Origin of the sequence: Candidatus Halocynthiibacter alkanivorans (genome assembly GCF_003333265.1) — a bacterium.
Classification (GTDB): Bacteria; Pseudomonadota; Alphaproteobacteria; order Rhodobacterales; family Rhodobacteraceae; genus Halocyntiibacter_A; species Halocyntiibacter_A alkanivorans.
In genome coordinates this window covers 19085-34219 of sequence record NZ_QOLB01000160.1, presented here as the reverse complement: position 1 = coordinate 34219, position 15135 = coordinate 19085, and the positions used below count along the sequence as shown (strand labels likewise).

Annotated in this window: 11 protein-coding genes and 2 pseudogenes; 7 read left to right on the top strand and 6 right to left on the bottom strand. The window is 54.9% G+C overall.

Going from position 1 to position 15135, the window contains the following annotated elements:
* Positions 1-138, bottom strand: a pseudogene (locus DWA01_RS21435) (IS3-like element IS1133 family transposase); the annotation flags it as partial.
* 323 nt (positions 139-461) lie between these two features.
* Here DWA01_RS21435 and DWA01_RS21430 point away from each other — a divergent pair.
* From DWA01_RS21430 to DWA01_RS21415, 4 genes are all read left to right on the top strand, one after another.
* A complete protein-coding gene (locus DWA01_RS21430; protein ID WP_114287850.1) occupies positions 462-947 on the top strand; it encodes an Lrp/AsnC family transcriptional regulator in 486 nt (161 codons plus the stop codon).
* Positions 948-1098: 151 nt separating this feature from the next.
* Complete coding sequence (locus tag DWA01_RS21425; RefSeq protein ID WP_235008649.1) at positions 1099-2526, top strand: NAD-dependent succinate-semialdehyde dehydrogenase; 1428 nt, start codon at positions 1099-1101, stop codon at positions 2524-2526.
* A gap of 10 nt (positions 2527-2536) precedes the next feature.
* Positions 2537-3907: an aspartate aminotransferase family protein gene (locus tag DWA01_RS21420; protein ID WP_114287848.1), complete on the top strand. Its 1371-nt coding sequence runs from the start codon at positions 2537-2539 to the stop codon at positions 3905-3907.
* A 58-nt stretch (positions 3908-3965) separates the two neighbouring features.
* Entirely contained in the window at positions 3966-5111 is a 1146-nt protein-coding gene (locus DWA01_RS21415; protein WP_160116093.1) for an amidohydrolase, read from the top strand.
* A 346-nt stretch (positions 5112-5457) separates the two neighbouring features.
* Here the strand turns inward: DWA01_RS21415 and DWA01_RS21410 are convergent, their stop codons facing one another.
* Positions 5458-6078, bottom strand: a complete 621-nt coding sequence (locus tag DWA01_RS21410; protein WP_235008647.1) for an HD domain-containing protein — start codon at positions 6076-6078, stop codon at positions 5458-5460.
* The gene (locus DWA01_RS21405; protein WP_114287846.1) at positions 6075-6971 is read right to left on the bottom strand and encodes a phytanoyl-CoA dioxygenase family protein; all 897 of its coding nucleotides are present in this window, start codon (positions 6969-6971) and stop codon (positions 6075-6077) included. Before DWA01_RS21405 ends, DWA01_RS21410 begins: the two co-directional genes overlap by 4 nt.
* A 121-nt stretch (positions 6972-7092) precedes the next feature.
* Here DWA01_RS21405 and DWA01_RS21400 point away from each other — a divergent pair, with 121 nt between their 5' ends.
* The gene (locus DWA01_RS21400; RefSeq protein ID WP_114287845.1) at positions 7093-7986 is read left to right on the top strand and encodes a LysR family transcriptional regulator; all 894 of its coding nucleotides are present in this window, start codon (positions 7093-7095) and stop codon (positions 7984-7986) included.
* 294 nt (positions 7987-8280) lie between these two features.
* Here DWA01_RS21400 and DWA01_RS21395 read toward each other — a convergent pair.
* Positions 8281-8713 (bottom strand): annotated as a pseudogene (locus DWA01_RS21395) (transposase); the annotation flags it as partial.
* A 356-nt stretch (positions 8714-9069) separates the two neighbouring features.
* On the opposite strand from DWA01_RS21395, the gene DWA01_RS21390 reads away from it, so the two are divergent.
* Positions 9070-12165, top strand: coding sequence for an HYR domain-containing protein (locus DWA01_RS21390; protein ID WP_114287844.1), 3096 nt, complete (start codon positions 9070-9072; stop codon positions 12163-12165).
* A 376-nt stretch (positions 12166-12541) separates the two neighbouring features.
* On the opposite strand, the gene DWA01_RS21385 is transcribed toward DWA01_RS21390, so the two are convergent.
* Positions 12542-13093 (bottom strand): pyridoxamine 5'-phosphate oxidase family protein, encoded by a 552-nt coding sequence (locus tag DWA01_RS21385; protein WP_114287843.1) that lies wholly within the window; start codon positions 13091-13093, stop codon positions 12542-12544.
* A gap of 116 nt (positions 13094-13209) precedes the next feature.
* Positions 13210-14067, bottom strand: a complete 858-nt coding sequence (locus DWA01_RS21380; RefSeq protein ID WP_114287842.1) for a DMT family transporter — start codon at positions 14065-14067, stop codon at positions 13210-13212.
* A gap of 105 nt (positions 14068-14172) precedes the next feature.
* On the opposite strand from DWA01_RS21380, the gene DWA01_RS21375 reads away from it, so the two are divergent.
* Positions 14173-14856, top strand: a complete 684-nt coding sequence (locus DWA01_RS21375; protein ID WP_114287841.1) for a helix-turn-helix transcriptional regulator — start codon at positions 14173-14175, stop codon at positions 14854-14856.
* The last annotated feature ends 279 nt before the right edge of the window (positions 14857-15135 follow it).

The following is a 15135-nucleotide window of genomic DNA, read 5'->3' as shown; positions in this document are numbered from 1 at the left end:
CACACGGCGGGAGTAAAGGTCGAGAATGACCGCCAGGTACAACCAGCCTTCGCCCGTCCAGATATAGGAGATATCACCAGCCCACTTTTGGTTCGTGGCACCTGCCGAGAAATCCTGATCCAGAACGCTGGGCGCAATGTTTGATCTTGTCCCGATTCAGTTCCGGTCTCCTTCATTGCGAATATCGCTCGAAAGAGACCGGAACTGAATCGGGACAAGACCAGTCGAGGACCCATAGCAATAGCTGCAACTTAAAAACTGATGGGCTGGCCAATAGCAGATATTGAGGCATCACAAATCGCTACGTTGAAATTCTCTCGAACCAAAAGGTGGAGGTCAGGTTCATACTATCACGACCAAAATGGCATTCGGAGCTAGCTTAGATACGGATTTTCAGTCGTGTTTACCCGTAGCGGGTTTCATTCATTGAACCCAATCAGGCGCAACGATATAGATCACATATGTTCAAACTGGATCGCATTGATTTCAATATACTTCGGGTATTGTCCGACAACGGGCGGATTACGAAGTCTGCGTTGGCGGAAAAAGTCGGCTTGTCACCGTCGCCTTGCTGGGAACGGCTGCGGCGCCTGGAGAACTCCGGGTTGATTTCAGGCTATCGCGCAGAAATAAACCTACGCAAACTGCCGGGCGCTGTGACTGTTTTCGTCACCATCGAGCTGGATTCACATGCGATGGCGCGGTTTCAATCATTTGAACGTACCATTGGCAGGCATCCCGAAATCACCGGGTGTTGGGCGATTGGCGGCGGGTATGACTACCTGATCCAGGTCGTCGCGCCGACGATAGCAGCCTATCAGGATCTTATTGAAACGGTGCTGGAGGCCACTGGTGATGTTGCGCGCTACTATTCCTACATCGTGACCAAAACGATCCGAAGCGCAGGCCCACCGCTGCATTTGTTCTCGCCAACCGAAGATGATTGATCTGCAGTTTTCCGATTATTCCATTGTTTCTTCTGAGTTTGCAGGCAACTTTGGGCTCACCTTCTATTGCAAGAGCCTAAACTCGCCTCACTAGAGGGAGATTAACATTGTGACCACGATGGATAAGACACAGGCGGTGTCGCTGAAACAGATGCCTTTGATTAAGACCGGGGGCTACATTAATGGGGCTTGGCGCACTGCAAAAACTACATTTGTGGTGACAGACCCGGCGTCGGGTGATGAAATTGCCACGGTTCACGCGATGGATGCCAGCATTGCCGAAGACGCAGTTAACGCCGCACAAAGCGCCTTTGGAGCATGGGCCGGGCTATTGCCACAAGAGCGGGCTTTGGTACTAAAGCAGTGGCACGCAAAAATCATTGAGAACCGCGAAGAGCTCGCCCAGATCATGGTTGCCGAACAAGGCAAGCCAATATCAGAGGCGCGCGGAGAAATTGCCTATGCGGCGAGCTTTGTCGAGTTTTACGCCGAGGAAGCGAAACGCGCCAATGTCGAGGGCATCACGAGCCATTTAAAAAACGCCGAGGTAGAGCTTTGGCGAGAACCAATTGGCGTCGTGGCGTTAATCACCCCGTGGAATTTCCCATCCGCGATGTTGACGCGCAAAGCTGCAGCAGCGCTGGCGGCTGGGTGCACAATAGTCGCGCATCCCTCAGAAGAGGCTCCGTTATCCGCTTTGGCCTTAGCGCAACTTGCGCACGAAGCGGGCGTACCAGCGGGCGTGTTCAACGTGCTGCCGGGGGATGCCAAAACTATTGTAACACCCTGGTGTGCGGATACGCGTGTGCGGGCATTGTCGTTCACGGGCTCAACCGAGGTTGGTCGCCTGCTCTATCGCCAATGCGCCAACACCGTTAAGCGACTCGTGTTAGAGTTGGGCGGACACGCCCCGTTCATCGTGTTCGCCGATGCCGATTTGGACCGTGCGGTTTCAGAGGCAATCGCCGCGAAATTTGCAACCAGCGGCCAGGATTGTCTTGGTGCCAACCGATTGTTTATTGCCCGCGAGATTTACGACGATTTCTGCCACCGCTTTACCAAAGCCGCCAGCGCATTGACGGTCGGACCCGGCAAAGATGATCCGGACATCGGCCCATTGATGCATGATCGTCTGGTGCAAAAGCAGGAAAGCCAAGTTGCAGATGCCCTCTCTAAAGGCGCGCGCCTTACTTTGGGAGGGATGCGCCATGCCGCAGGCCGGTTGTTCTTTGAGCCCACAGTTCTTATCGACGTGCCGGACACGGCTGACATCATGCACGAAGAAACCTTTGGGCCGGTTGCCGCGCTGACGCCTTTTGATAGCGAAGACGAAGTTGTCCGCCGCGCAAACGACACGGAATATGGGCTGGTGGCGTATGTTCATACCCAAAACCCAAAGCGCATTTACCGGATGTCCAGGGCGCTTGAATTTGGCATGGTTGCGATCAACCGCACATCTGTAACCGGACCGCCCATTCCGTTTGGTGGCGTAAAACAATCTGGTCTTGGCCGTGAAGGTGCGCGCCATGGCCTCGAAGAATTCACTGAAATTAAATACGTCTGCCGTGACTGGAGCTGAGGAATACAACATGCTGCATAATGATCAAATGAGCCAATGGGACCGCGAGAATTTTTTTCATCCCTCGACCCACCTTGCCAAACACGCCCGTGGTGAAACACCGACCCGCGTGATTTCTGGTGCCAAGGGCGTCTATATCGAAGACCGCGATGGCAATAAGCTGTTGGATGCTTTCGCCGGGCTATATTGCGTGAATGTCGGATATGGGCGCACTGAGATTGCCGAAGCCATTTCCGCGCAGGCGCATGAGCTGGCGTATTACCATTCCTATGTTGGTCACGGCACCGAAGCCTCTATCACCCTGGCAAAGATGGTGATGGATCGCGCGCCCGGAAATATGTCCAAGGTTTACTTTGGCTTAGGTGGCTCCGATGCAAATGAGACCAACATCAAATTGATCTGGTATTACAATAACATACTAGGTCGCCCGAAAAAGAAAAAGATCATCTCGCGCTGGCGTGGGTATCACGGATCGGGCCTTATGACCGGATCGTTGACGGGGCTTGAACTGTTCCACAAGAAATTCGACCTGCCACTGGATCAAGTCATTCACACCGAGGCCCCGTACTATTTCCGGCGCGATGACCTTGAAATGTCAGAGGCCGAATTTACCGCTCACTGCGCACAGAAACTGGAAGAGCTTGTTGCGCGTGAGGGGGCCGAGAACATCGCCGCCTTTATCGGCGAGCCGGTGCTGGGCACGGGTGGGATTGTTCCACCACCCGAAGGATATTGGGCCGCCATTCAGGCGATCCTGAAGAAGCATGACATTTTGTTGATTGCCGATGAAGTCGTGACGGGCTTTGGTCGCACCGGTTCGATGATGGGCTCGACGCACTACGGGATGGAGCCTGATATTATCACCATCGCCAAAGGCTTGACCTCTGCCTATGCGCCTTTGTCCGGCTCCATTGTGTCCGATGAGGTTTGGAAGGTCCTTGAGGATGGAACCGACGAATTTGGCCCCATCGGCCATGGATGGACATACTCAGCACATCCGATCGGAGCCGCGGCTGGCGTAGCGAATCTGAAACTGATCGATGACCTTAACCTGATTGAAAACAACGTGGTAACGGGTGACTATCTGCGCGCGGGATTCCGCGAGCGTCTGGCAGACCACCCGAATGTTGGCGATATTCGCGGTGTCGGCATGCTGGCTGCCATTGAATTCGTTCAAGAGAAAAGTGGACGCAAGTTCTTTGAGGCTTCCGAGGGCGTTGGTGCCAAAGTATCAGCAGCCCTGGCTGCCAAGGGCGTCATCGGGCGCGCAATGCCACAGGGCGATATCCTTGGTTTCGCCCCACCTTTCTGTCTCACCAAAGAAGAAGCCGATATTGTTATCATCAGCACAGAAGCAGCAGTGCGCGAAACATTAGGCTAACACTATGGTCGCGCGGGCACGTTCCGCGCGACATCCACCAAAGGGAACAGGCATCTTGATGAACATCAATATGGATCAGTTGATCCGCTTGCGTCACTGGCTTCATGCGCATCCCGAAGTTTCACGCCAAGAAGTTGAAACTGCCAACCATATGCGCTGTTTTCTTGAAGAACACGCGAAGCCCGACAGCATCATCCCACTGGGCGGCGCAGGTTTTGCGGCGATCTATGAAGGTTACTCTTCTGGTAAAACGGTGCTTATCCGCTGTGAACTTGATGCCCTCCCTATCCATGAAATCAATGATGATCTCGCCTATCGTTCGCTCTATGACGGTGTCGGACACAAGTGCGGCCACGACGGGCATATGACGATCCTTGCCGGGCTGGCGTTGACCCTTGCAGACAGGCCGCGACAGGGGCGCGTGGTTCTGCTGTTTCAGCCTGATGAGGAAACAGGGAGTGGCGCGCGGCTGTGCTGCGGTCACAAGAATCTTGAACCCATCCAACCCGACTATGTCTTTGCCCTGCACAATCTACCGGGGTTTGCCGCAGGTGAAGTCATCTGTAAGGCGGGAATCTTCGCGTCTGAGGTTAAATATGTCGCTGTAACAATGTCAGGCAAAGAGGCTCATAGCGCTCAGCCTGAAACGGGCAGCAGCCCCTCCATTGCACTGGCTGAACTGACGTTGAAAGCCCGCGATATCCAGGCAAAATATGATCACCCCGATGCCTATGCCCTCATTGTTCCAGTATACAATCAAATGGGTGTGCAGGCCTCTGGCATCTGTCCTGCACAGGGCGAGGTTCATTTCACTCTGCGATCAGCTCAGGGGCTGACCGTCGAAAAGATGTGGCAGGAACTAACTGCGTGTGCTGCGGACCTGGCTGAGACACACGGGCTGGATATCGACTTTGAAATCCGCGAAGAGTTTTCCGCCACTTCAAATGGTCAACTTGGTTTTGACATGATCCGGCAGGCAACGCAAATGACAGGCCACTCCTTTACCTGTCTTGATCGCCCGTTCCGTTGGGGTGAAGATTTTGGTGAATTTACCAAATTATATGAAGGCGCAATGTTTGGATTGGGGGCTGGCGAGACGCGACCTGATCTGCACAACCCGGATTATGACTTCCCCGATGAAATTCTTAAAGATGGCATTGCGGTATTTGCAGCCATTATCGAGATTGCAACCACACAGTCGTGAGTTGAGTGCAGTTGTAGTTAAGGTCAGTAAAGTCCACGCGGCAAGCGATGTCGCGAAAACGCCGCGATTGACTGCTTCCGATTCCGCAAATTCAAGCGGTTTCCAAAGAGCCCGGAATTTCGCGTTTACAGAGATTGTCAGGAAAGTCCGGCACTGTGGTCGTTAGTGTTCGACGCAGCGAACGGCTTGCCGACCTTCTCTGCGTTTTGCCCGAACGACCGCAGTGCGGACCTGGCCGCCAGTCATTCTTGCGGGAGCAGTCGCTCCGTTGCTATGTTTTTCTGGTTCGACAGAAAAAGCTTTACCGCACGCGGAAACTGCTCTCGCAAGCTGACAGGAAACGGAATTACAGACCGATAGAGACACCTTCCTGGACAACCGCCGGATCGTAGGCCGTTCGCGCAAATACCTCGCGCAGCATCGGTTCGAAATACTCCAGCGTCCTGGTCGGATATTCTGGATCAAACGAAGATTGATCCCAGCGCTCGCAGAAGGCAGCACAGGTTTCAAAACAAGGATGGTCTTTGTAGCGGTCGCGAGCGTTTTCGTCCCATCCGTAATGACGTGCGAAATAAAGCATTTGAAACAGGCCATGATGTTCAACGGTCCATGACACCTCCCAGCGGACAAAGGGACGGATCACCTCTGCTGAAAAGCGGTCGTGGTTCTGCGGCGCAAGCCCGTCGCCGATATCGTGCAGCAGTGCCCCGACGACCCAGTCGATATCACATCCGTCAGCCTCTGCACGCGTGGCCGATTGCAGCCCGTGTTCGAGGCGCGTGATCTGATACCCCTCAAGCGTTGCTTCACCTTGCCGGCGCAGTTCATCCATGATGCGCTCAACCGTCAGACCAAGATAGGGTTTCTCCAGTTCGTGCAGCATCAGGTATTCTTCTCTGGTTCCGTCTTTCATCTGCGTAAAAGAGACTTTTCCTGACGTGTTGTTTTCGACGGCCTTGTTGCTCATGTAGTGTTCTCCCCGGTGGCGTATAATGCTACATCCTGTGTAGCACCCTCTGTCAATGTAGCTTCCTGGTCACGCAAAATCCGCTGATAAAGCGCCAGGTCCGGCGCGGTAAACAACCCCTGAGGGCCCGCGATATTCGTCCATCCCTTTATCGCATCAACGCCGCGCACCAACATTGCGTAGTCGCGGCCAGTAAGACCATCCCGCACCTCCGGCGTTACATAGCGGATTGCCAGCCCAATACGCCGGTCGGCAGAGCGGTTTGGCCCGGATGCGTGGAAGCACCGCCCGTGATGCAGCGACATTTCTCCTGGCCGCAGTGGTCCGTGGCGCGCATCGGCCTCGTCAATGCCACCGATTTCCTGACCGCGCGACAACAGATTGCTTTCGCTAAAGGTGTCGTTATGGCTGACGATGCCATTGGTGTGGCTCCCGGGGACAAAGCGCATGCAACCTGCTTCGACAGAGACCTCACTCAATGCCACCCAGGCGGTGACTTCGTCATTGGTTTCCCCCATGCCCCAGTAAGTGATGTCCTGATGCCAGGACACGGTTTTTTCCGATCCGGGTTCCTTGATGAACAATTCGACGGCCCAGGCGAGCAGGTTGCCGCCGAGAATGGATTGCACTGCATCCAGGATTGCCGGGGTGGATGCCAGTTTGGACAACAAAGGAATTACGACATGGCCGTTAACACGAAAATACTGGGCAAGACTAATGCCGTCAGTGCCCTCGCTGTGTGTTGCTTCAAGCGTCTCAATGGCGTTGCGCAGTTCAGAAACGGTCTGGGAATCAAACACTTTAAGACTGCTGATATATCCGTCTTTTTCGTATTGGTCCAACTGGGCAGGTGTCAGGCTGCCTGACATGGTCACAGGGCTGTCTTTTGGCATTTCGAGGTCCTTGCATCGTCCCTTGGGGTCATCTGGTGTCCTTTCATTGTGTCGTGAAATTGAACGGCCGGGCCAGAAAGACTTCTTGCGACTGAGGCAAAGTTGAACTTATCCTGCGTGAATGGCGCAGACACGAATCCCCTCTCTCAACTGGTTACGCGTGTTCGAAGCTGCGGCGCGGGCACAGAGTTTCGCACGCGCGGCTGAGACCCTGAATATGAGCGCCCCGGCTGTCAGTCAGCAGATCCGGGCGTTGGAGGATCATCTTGGCCGCCAATTGTTTCAACGCGCGCCGCAGCGGGTAACGTTGACCACCGCAGGCGCCGCGTTTCTGCCAGTGGTTCAGCAATCGCTGGCATCAGTTGAAACAACAGCGGCAGCTTTGTTCGGAGGCGCGGGACAAACAACAATTACACTACAGGCGGTTACCCTTCTGGCGATGAGCTGGCTTCCTTCGCGGCTTGCAGCATTTGAGGCGGCGCACCCCCGGTTGCGGGTCACTGTTATCGGCGGAGAAAGCCTCACTGATTTCCGCACAATCCTGCCAGGCCGGGAACCGGATCTGCAGATCGCCTTTGGGTCCGTGACTGATTTTGCCGACACGGCTGAGCCCTTTATCCATGAAACCCTGAAGGTGGTTGCTGCCCCTGATGTCGCAAGCTCCATAAGAACACCTGGCGATCTGGCGAACCATTCCTTGCTCGAAGTCGCGGCACACCGTTCGGGCTGGCACCAGTTGTTGTCTTCTTGTCCGGATGTCGACTTGCGCGCGATGGATTTTCGAATGACTGACACGACGCCCTACGCGTTTACCCTCGCAGCACAGGGACTGGGAGTGGCACTGGCGCGGGCGCCAGCAAGCGACGAACTGGTGCGGGTTCTTGGCTTGCAGTATTGCGATATCTTGCAGGATACCCGCGGTTTGCAACGTTATTTTTTCCTGCAACCTGGTGGCAGCGCACTTTCCCGCCACGCGGCACTCCTGAAGAACTGGCTGCTCGCCTGTTGGGACTGATCTGGCCATGTTCAACACCGGTTTAATCGGGCTCTGGGCCAGAATTGGGCATCACCGGTCATCCGGAATTTTTTATTGGTAACAGCGCTCAGGGTACACGTTCAGGCCTTGTCTGTGCAAAATATGAGGGCCTGTAGTCGGCAAGAGGCGCTCGTTTTGTAGTCAGCGCCAAAGTCGGTTTCCATCCGATGCATCAACAAGACGATACAAGTCCATGGCCTGCTAGGTGCTTGCAGCGGACCTTCGCCGCATCAGTCGCTAAGGTCCGCAATGGGCCGTTCATGACAGTTAGGATCGCTTAAGCCAGCCCGCGATTTGTTCCGGGGACCACTTGCGACGAAGCTTCATTGATACTGAGCGGCTCAAGGTCGGGTGACAAGCCAGTTTGCAGAGTTTGGGACGCAGGGCACGATCCCATGTGGCCTTATCTGAAACTGTCGCACGATACGCTGATCGCCCGCCGTTGCGCCAGACTTCACGGCTACCAGTTGAAGGTGCACGTCCCAATTGTCGGGCTATCGCGCGTAGAGTATAATTGACGCTGAGCCCTCGGGATATTTCTTCACGTTCCGCAAGGCTCAACGCGCGGCTACCACGTTTGCGATCCGGGGGACGATTGCCGGTCAAACACCCGCCCGATCGACCTCATGGACTCGCCACGTTGCCAGCGCCCCCATATCTCGACCCGCTGTGAAGCAGAGTAATAAATGCGACGACGATACTTCATGCTGCACACTCCATCTTTACTAAAAAAAGATTAAAGTGTTGCGTCCACCTGTTGAGACCACAGCCGTTCGTGACAGAAATGGCAAAGAGAAGTGGTCCGAATGCTGCACCATGCACATTTAAGCGCAGAAGGCCGTGAGCCGCCATTCGCTGCGGTCAGCATCAACGTCAGCTATATGCAGATTGTTAAACTTGCCACACACACACATGTTTTTGACTGAATATAGAAAACAAGAGCATTTTTATTATATTTTGTTAACCAATGAACATAACGTTCCATTAAGGTGAATGTTAGTTTTTTGTATTTGTGAATTTTTTCCGGCGCTTAGCGCTGAAAAATTATAGGTAGGTGGTTTTATGTTTGGGAATTTGGCGCGAACGCTGAGCAATTCAGCGAAGCATCTGACGTTTGGGGCATTAGCATCTCTTTCCCTCTCCGGACCGGGGCACGCAATCACGGCAACATCAGCCAGCACGTCTGGTGCCACTGGGAACACTGCTAACTGTATTGGCACCACTGTGACGTTTGCGTTTGATGTTACCGGAACGCAAACGGATGCTGCCCCCGCTGGAAATCCAAATATTGACCGATTTGTATTCCGGATGGTGGACGCGCTTGACAATATTATTTCCAGTGGCGGTTTCACAGTCGCCAATGGTTCTACACTGAATACTTCAGTGTCCATGAAAGTCGGTGCCGACCCGAACTTTCCGGCGACGTCAGACACACTGGTTGCCCCTGTGCAACGGCCGTTTCGCTTGCAGATTTTCGAAAGCAATACGACTGGAGTCGGTACGTCTCCTACCGTTCCCGCCGGAGCTGCTTTGGTAACTTCTGCGCCGTTTGATCCAGCGGGAGGCGGCAACTATACTGCGGATTGTTCGTCGCTATCCGGAGGGTCTTCCCCCGCCGATTCAACCGATCCCATAGTAAGCGTACCCTCAAATATCAACGTGGGTACGGATGCAGGACAGTCCACGGCCGTTGTGACCTATTCGGTGACCGCATCGGACAATGTGGGTGTTACATCTGGCCCGACGAGAACGGCTGGGCTTGCGTCCGGAGCCAGCTTCCCGATCGGGACAACAACAGTAACGCACACGGCTGCGGATGCTGCCAGCAACACCGGCAGCGGCAGCTTTACCGTGACGGTGAGCGACGATGAAAAACCTTCGATATCAGTGCCCTCAAATATTACCGTCGCCACGGATGCCGGGCAAACAACCGCAGTGGTGAGCTATACGGTGACGGCCACAGACAATGTCTCGGTCACGTCCGGTCCGGCCCGGACAGCAGGGCTGGCCTCTGGTTCTGCATTCCCGGTCGGAACAACTACGGTGACACATACCGCTTCAGATGCTGTGGGAAATTTGCAGACTGAGAGTTTTACTGTCACGGTGAACGACGGTGAAAATCCAGTCGTAAACGTTCCCGCAAATATCAGCGTCAGCACTGATGCAGGACAGTCAACGGCTGTTGTGACCTATGCGGTGACCGCGTCGGACAATGTGGGCGTTACATCCGGTCCGACTTTGAGCACCGGGCTGGTGTCCGGGGCCGCCTTTTCAGTCGGGACAACCACGGTAACACATACGGCTGCGGATGCTGCCGGCAACACCGGCAGTGGCAGCTTTACGGTGACGGTGAGCGACAATGAAAAGCCGGTTGTCTCGGTCCCGGCAAATATCGCGGTGGATACCGATTCAGGGCTGCCAACGGCTGTGGTGTCGTTTGCGGTTTCAGCCACTGACGCGGTCGATGGTCCTCTCACACCGGTGGTGACCAGTAGCCCGACATCCGGCCTGAACAGCGGTTCGGCTTTTCCGATCGGAACCACAACGATCAGTGTTTCGGCCACCGATGTAGCAACCAATTCAGCGAGCGAAACGTTCACCGTTACGGTTTCGGACAATCAGGCGCCTGTCTTTACCTCTTCGCAGCCAGACATCGATGTCGAAATCGACTTCGACCTGACTTCCGCAGTTGTGACTTTCCCAACACCTGCGGCGACGGACAATTCTGGTGCGGTGACGGTCACTCAGATCACCGGGCCAGTTTCCGGCTCGGCCTTTTCGGTTGGTTCGACATTGGTAGAGTTCGAAGCCCGCGATGCAGCGGGTCTTACCTCCGTTTTGCAGTTCTATGTGAATGTTGCGCTTATACCGCCTGGTACGGTGACATTTGTCGTGAATTCTGACGATGACGGAACAATAAGTTTTACGTCAGCCACCACGGCGCTCAACACCGCGGTGAATGTCTCCGGCGGGACTGGCAGTTCCGCGTCACTGAACGTTGTGCCGGGATCATATACCGTGAACTACACACTTCCTTCGGGCTTTGCAGTGACCGCGGCAAGCTGTAGCTCGCCCAGCGGTACCGTAGATATCGGAACCCGGCAACTCAGCCTCTCGTTTACGCGAGGCCAGTCCTACACCTGCACACTGGCCGCGTTGAACAGCGCGGAGCAAACAGGAGAACAGATTCAGCACTTTCTTGACAACAGGGCCCGTCAGATCGTGGCGAACCTGCCGGGTCAAGGCCGCCGGATTGCAAGGCTGCGTGGCGAAAGAAACGCCACTGTCGTCAGCATGAATGGGCACACTTTGCTGACTGGCGTATCTCCGGTTGGTGTTCAGGTGTCCGAACAGGACGTCCGATTGTCCTTCTCGTCCAAAAGCAGCAGCCATGATGCATCGAGTGCATACTCTGACTGGGATATTTGGGGAGAGGCGTATTTCAGCCGCTACGAAACGTCCACCGGGGAAGGCGACTTCGCAATTTTGCACGCTGGCGCAGATTACATGATCAACTCAAATGCGATCCTTGGCTTTGGTCTGCAGATCGATAAAGTTAAGGAAGACACCCTTGGTTCAACTGCAACAACTGAAGGCGCTGGTTGGATGTTTGGCCCCTACTATACTGCGCGCCTTGAGGACAATCTGTATATTGATGCGGCGTTGAAATACGGTCAGGCTGAAAATGAAATCTCTCCGCTTGGGACATATACCGACGAATTCGGTTCCGAACGCTGGTTGGTCAGAGTTGGTCTCTTCGGCAATGTCGATCGCGGTCAGATGACCATCCAGCCCGGCATATCTTTGAACTACTTCGAAGAGACCTCAGATTCATATGTTGACGGGTTGGGTGTAACGATTGCTTCGCAACAATCCAGCGTTGGCGACTTCGAAGCAGGGGCGAAGTTTACCTGGACTGATCCGGCCGGCCACGGCAGCCAGTATGTTTCTCTCGAGGGGATCTGGACTTTTGAGGCAAGCGGTCAGGGCGTATCGCAAAGCACCGTCGACAATGGATTTCGGGCACGTTTAGGGCTCGGTGGTACGCTCGTCTCCGAGAATGGCGGGGCGTTCGATTTTGGCATGTCGTATGACGGGATTGGCGATGGCGGCTATGAGGCGGTTTCTGTCAGTCTCGGGTACTCGATGGCCTTCTGAACTTAGTTCTGCCGCCCAAACTGGCGCACCCACAAACGACAAGAGTCCCGGCGAACGAGTCGGGGCTTTACCTTCTGACGCAAAAATATTTGAATACTGCACTTTTTGACTGTTCACTCGTTGGCGCTGGGTGGCGGCGGCGGTGTTGCCCATAGCTGCCTGAAATCAACTGCGCCGCGCCGCCCGCAGACCATGCACGTGGCGCGGGCCAGGATCTGTGCCCGCCGCACGTCCTCGATGCGATCCACGCCGAGAATAACCGTCTCGAACGGTCCATAACCGACCTTCGATCAGACTGCAGCCAATGTCCGCTTAACAAATTCAAATGCGTTCTTATCTTGACCAATACCGGCGACAGGAGCAGTTACATTCGCGTTCACAAATCTTTTAGTATGCCCGTGGGCCGACCGTCGATCGTCTCAACGTTTTTGCGCTGCCAAAACTCCCGGACGCCATCACTGCCCAACTCGGCATAGTAAGGTTCCAGGTCCACTTCTCCGCGAGATTTGCGGAACTCTAAGACTGGCACGCCTGTCCCGCACGACGTTTGAACGAGATCTATGTCCAATTCAAATATCTGACGACTGCCTGCCAATTTGGGGAATTCTGAAGCTAAAGAACTCCACTCATCATCGCGCGGATGGTAGGTTTTTGCTTGTCCGTAAACGCGCAGAATCATTGGGTTGCCTTCGAAAGCGCAGAACATCAGTGTCATGCGGCCAGTGGCTTGCACATGCGCTGCAGTTTCATTGCCGCTGCCACTCAGGTTGAGCCAGACAATTCTGTTGTCGTCTTCGATTCTGAGGGTGTCCATACCTTTTGGAGACACATTCACGCGCCCTGTTTGATCCGCTGTCGCTACGAAAAAGACAGGCTGCCTCTCAATGAACCCCCGGAGAGTTCTATTCAATTTATGTCCTGTCGCCATGTCAGGATCCTCCGATAAGTGAACGATGTGAGTACATCGGGTCCCGCGCAATGTTTGGAGCGAACCCAAAATGATCGATTTATGTTAAGCGCGAATAACCACCTTCGCTATTGATCCTAGTTGGTCTTGCGGGGCTGGGACCAGATGACGGCGAGGAAAATAACGGCACCGCCGCCAAGAATCCGCAGTGAAGGTATTTCAGACAGGACCGCCCATGCCAGGATCGGAGCAAGCGGTACTTCAAGCGCCGAGAGCAATGCAGTCTCGGCGGACGGCAGCCGCCTGGCTCCCTCCGAAAGCGTGACAGATGCCACTGCAAAAACCAGCCCGAACAGGACCAAGACAGGAAGTTCACTGGCAGGGATCTCAAACGGTTGGCCAAATATTGCCGCCAGGGGCAGCAGGGCGATGGACGACAGCGCCGCCGGTAAAGCCGCCGTGGTCCCGGGCCGCGCACGATAGACCACCATAGTTCCGGCCATCATCAGGGTCATGAACAGGGCCAACGCATCGCCTGTGAGTTGTGGCTGGCCGACAGAGCCGGACACGATTGTCAGGACGCCCGCAAAAGCAGCAATGCTGGCGATGATAACAGTTCGTGCCGGGGCCTCCCTGATGAACATCCAGGACAACCCGGCGGCGACAAACGGCGCGGCCGCGTAAATCAGTGCGACATTCGCGACGCTGCTCAGCTTGAAGGCAGGGATAAAGGCTGCCGTGCCCGCCGCCATCAGACAGGTGACAAGAAGCGCAGGTTTCCCGAACGCCCGAATTTCTCTGCCAAGCGTTCCTCGTGCTCCCATATAGAGCAGCGTAAAGCCCGCTGCGGCCACTCCTCGCCAGAAAATCACCCCCCATGCGTCGGTCTCAACGCCATTGGTGAAAACCCCTGCAGTGCTGAAAACCAACGCCGAGATAATCACAAGAGAAACGCCGTTGTTGCGGGCAGAAGCTGTGTGCTGGGATAAAGACATGAAAGAACTCCGTTATATGTTTGCCTGGGGAGATACTCCAATGCTGTTGCCAACTATGTGTCAGCAGTGTTTTGATCGTTTCATGCAAAACACCGGGGCGAACCTATGGGAAAGACCACCAGATTCTTTGAAATCATCCAACTTCTCAGGCATGCAAAGCGCCCGCTTCTTGCTCGGGAACTGGCCGAGGAGCTGGAGGTCTCTCGACGGACGATCTATCGGGATATTGCAACCCTGCAATCCATGCAAACGCCCATCCTCGGTGAGCCGGGCGTCGGCTATGTCATGCGCAAGGGTTATGACCTGCCTCCGATTAATTTTGATATTGATGAAGCCGAGGCTGTGGCTGTCGGCCTCAGCATGGTCGCCCGGACCGGTGACATTGGGCTTTGGCGCGCGGCAAAGCGGGCGTCCCGAAAATTGAGCGAGGCAGCCCCTGGCACACAAAGGCTTATAGCCTCTTCCTGGGGTGTCGTGGCGGCGCCTGCCGTTGACATGTCCACTTTACGGTCGGCCATACGAAACGAACGCAAAATCAGTCTGAACTACGAAGACGCCAATGGCGCGCCTACCGGGCGTGTCGTCTGGCCGCTTGTTCTAATCTACTATGTGGATACCGCAATGCTTGCAGGATGGTGTGAGCTTCGTCGCGATCTGCGCCATTTCCGCCTGGACCGCGTTGTAGGATGCGAGTTTCTCAAAGACGGATTTGATGGGCTGGGCTGCGCACTGATAGCCCGTTGGGAAGAGACGCAAAAGCACGCAACCGTTTCTACGAAAGAGCTCTAAGCATTGGAAAAGAAAAGCTGACCAGATCCAGGAGCAGCCATTAGTCAACGGCGGCTCGGTCCGCACAACAGGCGTTGATGCGACGCCCAGCGAATGGCGGCTCTCCGCCCATATTGCCGAAATGCGCGCAGTGCAGCAATCGGACCATTTCCCTCTGCCATCACTGTCACGAACGGCCCTGACCAGCCGTTCGCTGCGTTTTGTTCTAACGACTGCTGTGCGGATAATGCCGCGGTTGGGCCACGGCTATTTCCGGACTATTCCTGCTGTTCATAGACT

What these genes read in the sequence shown, in the direction of transcription:
- DWA01_RS21430 (WP_114287850.1), top strand. Translation starts at nt 462, where the DNA reads ATGTTCAAACTGGATCGCATTGATTTCAATATACTTCGGGTATTGTCC.
- DWA01_RS21425 (WP_235008649.1), top strand. Translation starts at nt 1,099, where the DNA reads ATGCCTTTGATTAAGACCGGGGGCTACATTAATGGGGCTTGGCGCACT.
- DWA01_RS21420 (WP_114287848.1), top strand. Translation starts at nt 2,537, where the DNA reads ATGCTGCATAATGATCAAATGAGCCAATGGGACCGCGAGAATTTTTTT.
- DWA01_RS21415 (WP_160116093.1), top strand. Translation starts at nt 3,966, where the DNA reads ATGAACATCAATATGGATCAGTTGATCCGCTTGCGTCACTGGCTTCAT.
- DWA01_RS21410 (WP_235008647.1), bottom strand. Translation starts at nt 6,078, where the DNA reads ATGAGCAACAAGGCCGTCGAAAACAACACGTCAGGAAAAGTCTCTTTT.
- DWA01_RS21405 (WP_114287846.1), bottom strand. Translation starts at nt 6,971, where the DNA reads ATGCCAAAAGACAGCCCTGTGACCATGTCAGGCAGCCTGACACCTGCC.
- DWA01_RS21400 (WP_114287845.1), top strand. Translation starts at nt 7,093, where the DNA reads ATGGCGCAGACACGAATCCCCTCTCTCAACTGGTTACGCGTGTTCGAA.
- DWA01_RS21390 (WP_114287844.1), top strand. Translation starts at nt 9,070, where the DNA reads ATGTTTGGGAATTTGGCGCGAACGCTGAGCAATTCAGCGAAGCATCTG.
- DWA01_RS21385 (WP_114287843.1), bottom strand. Translation starts at nt 13,093, where the DNA reads ATGGCGACAGGACATAAATTGAATAGAACTCTCCGGGGGTTCATTGAG.
- DWA01_RS21380 (WP_114287842.1), bottom strand. Translation starts at nt 14,067, where the DNA reads ATGTCTTTATCCCAGCACACAGCTTCTGCCCGCAACAACGGCGTTTCT.
- DWA01_RS21375 (WP_114287841.1), top strand. Translation starts at nt 14,173, where the DNA reads ATGGGAAAGACCACCAGATTCTTTGAAATCATCCAACTTCTCAGGCAT.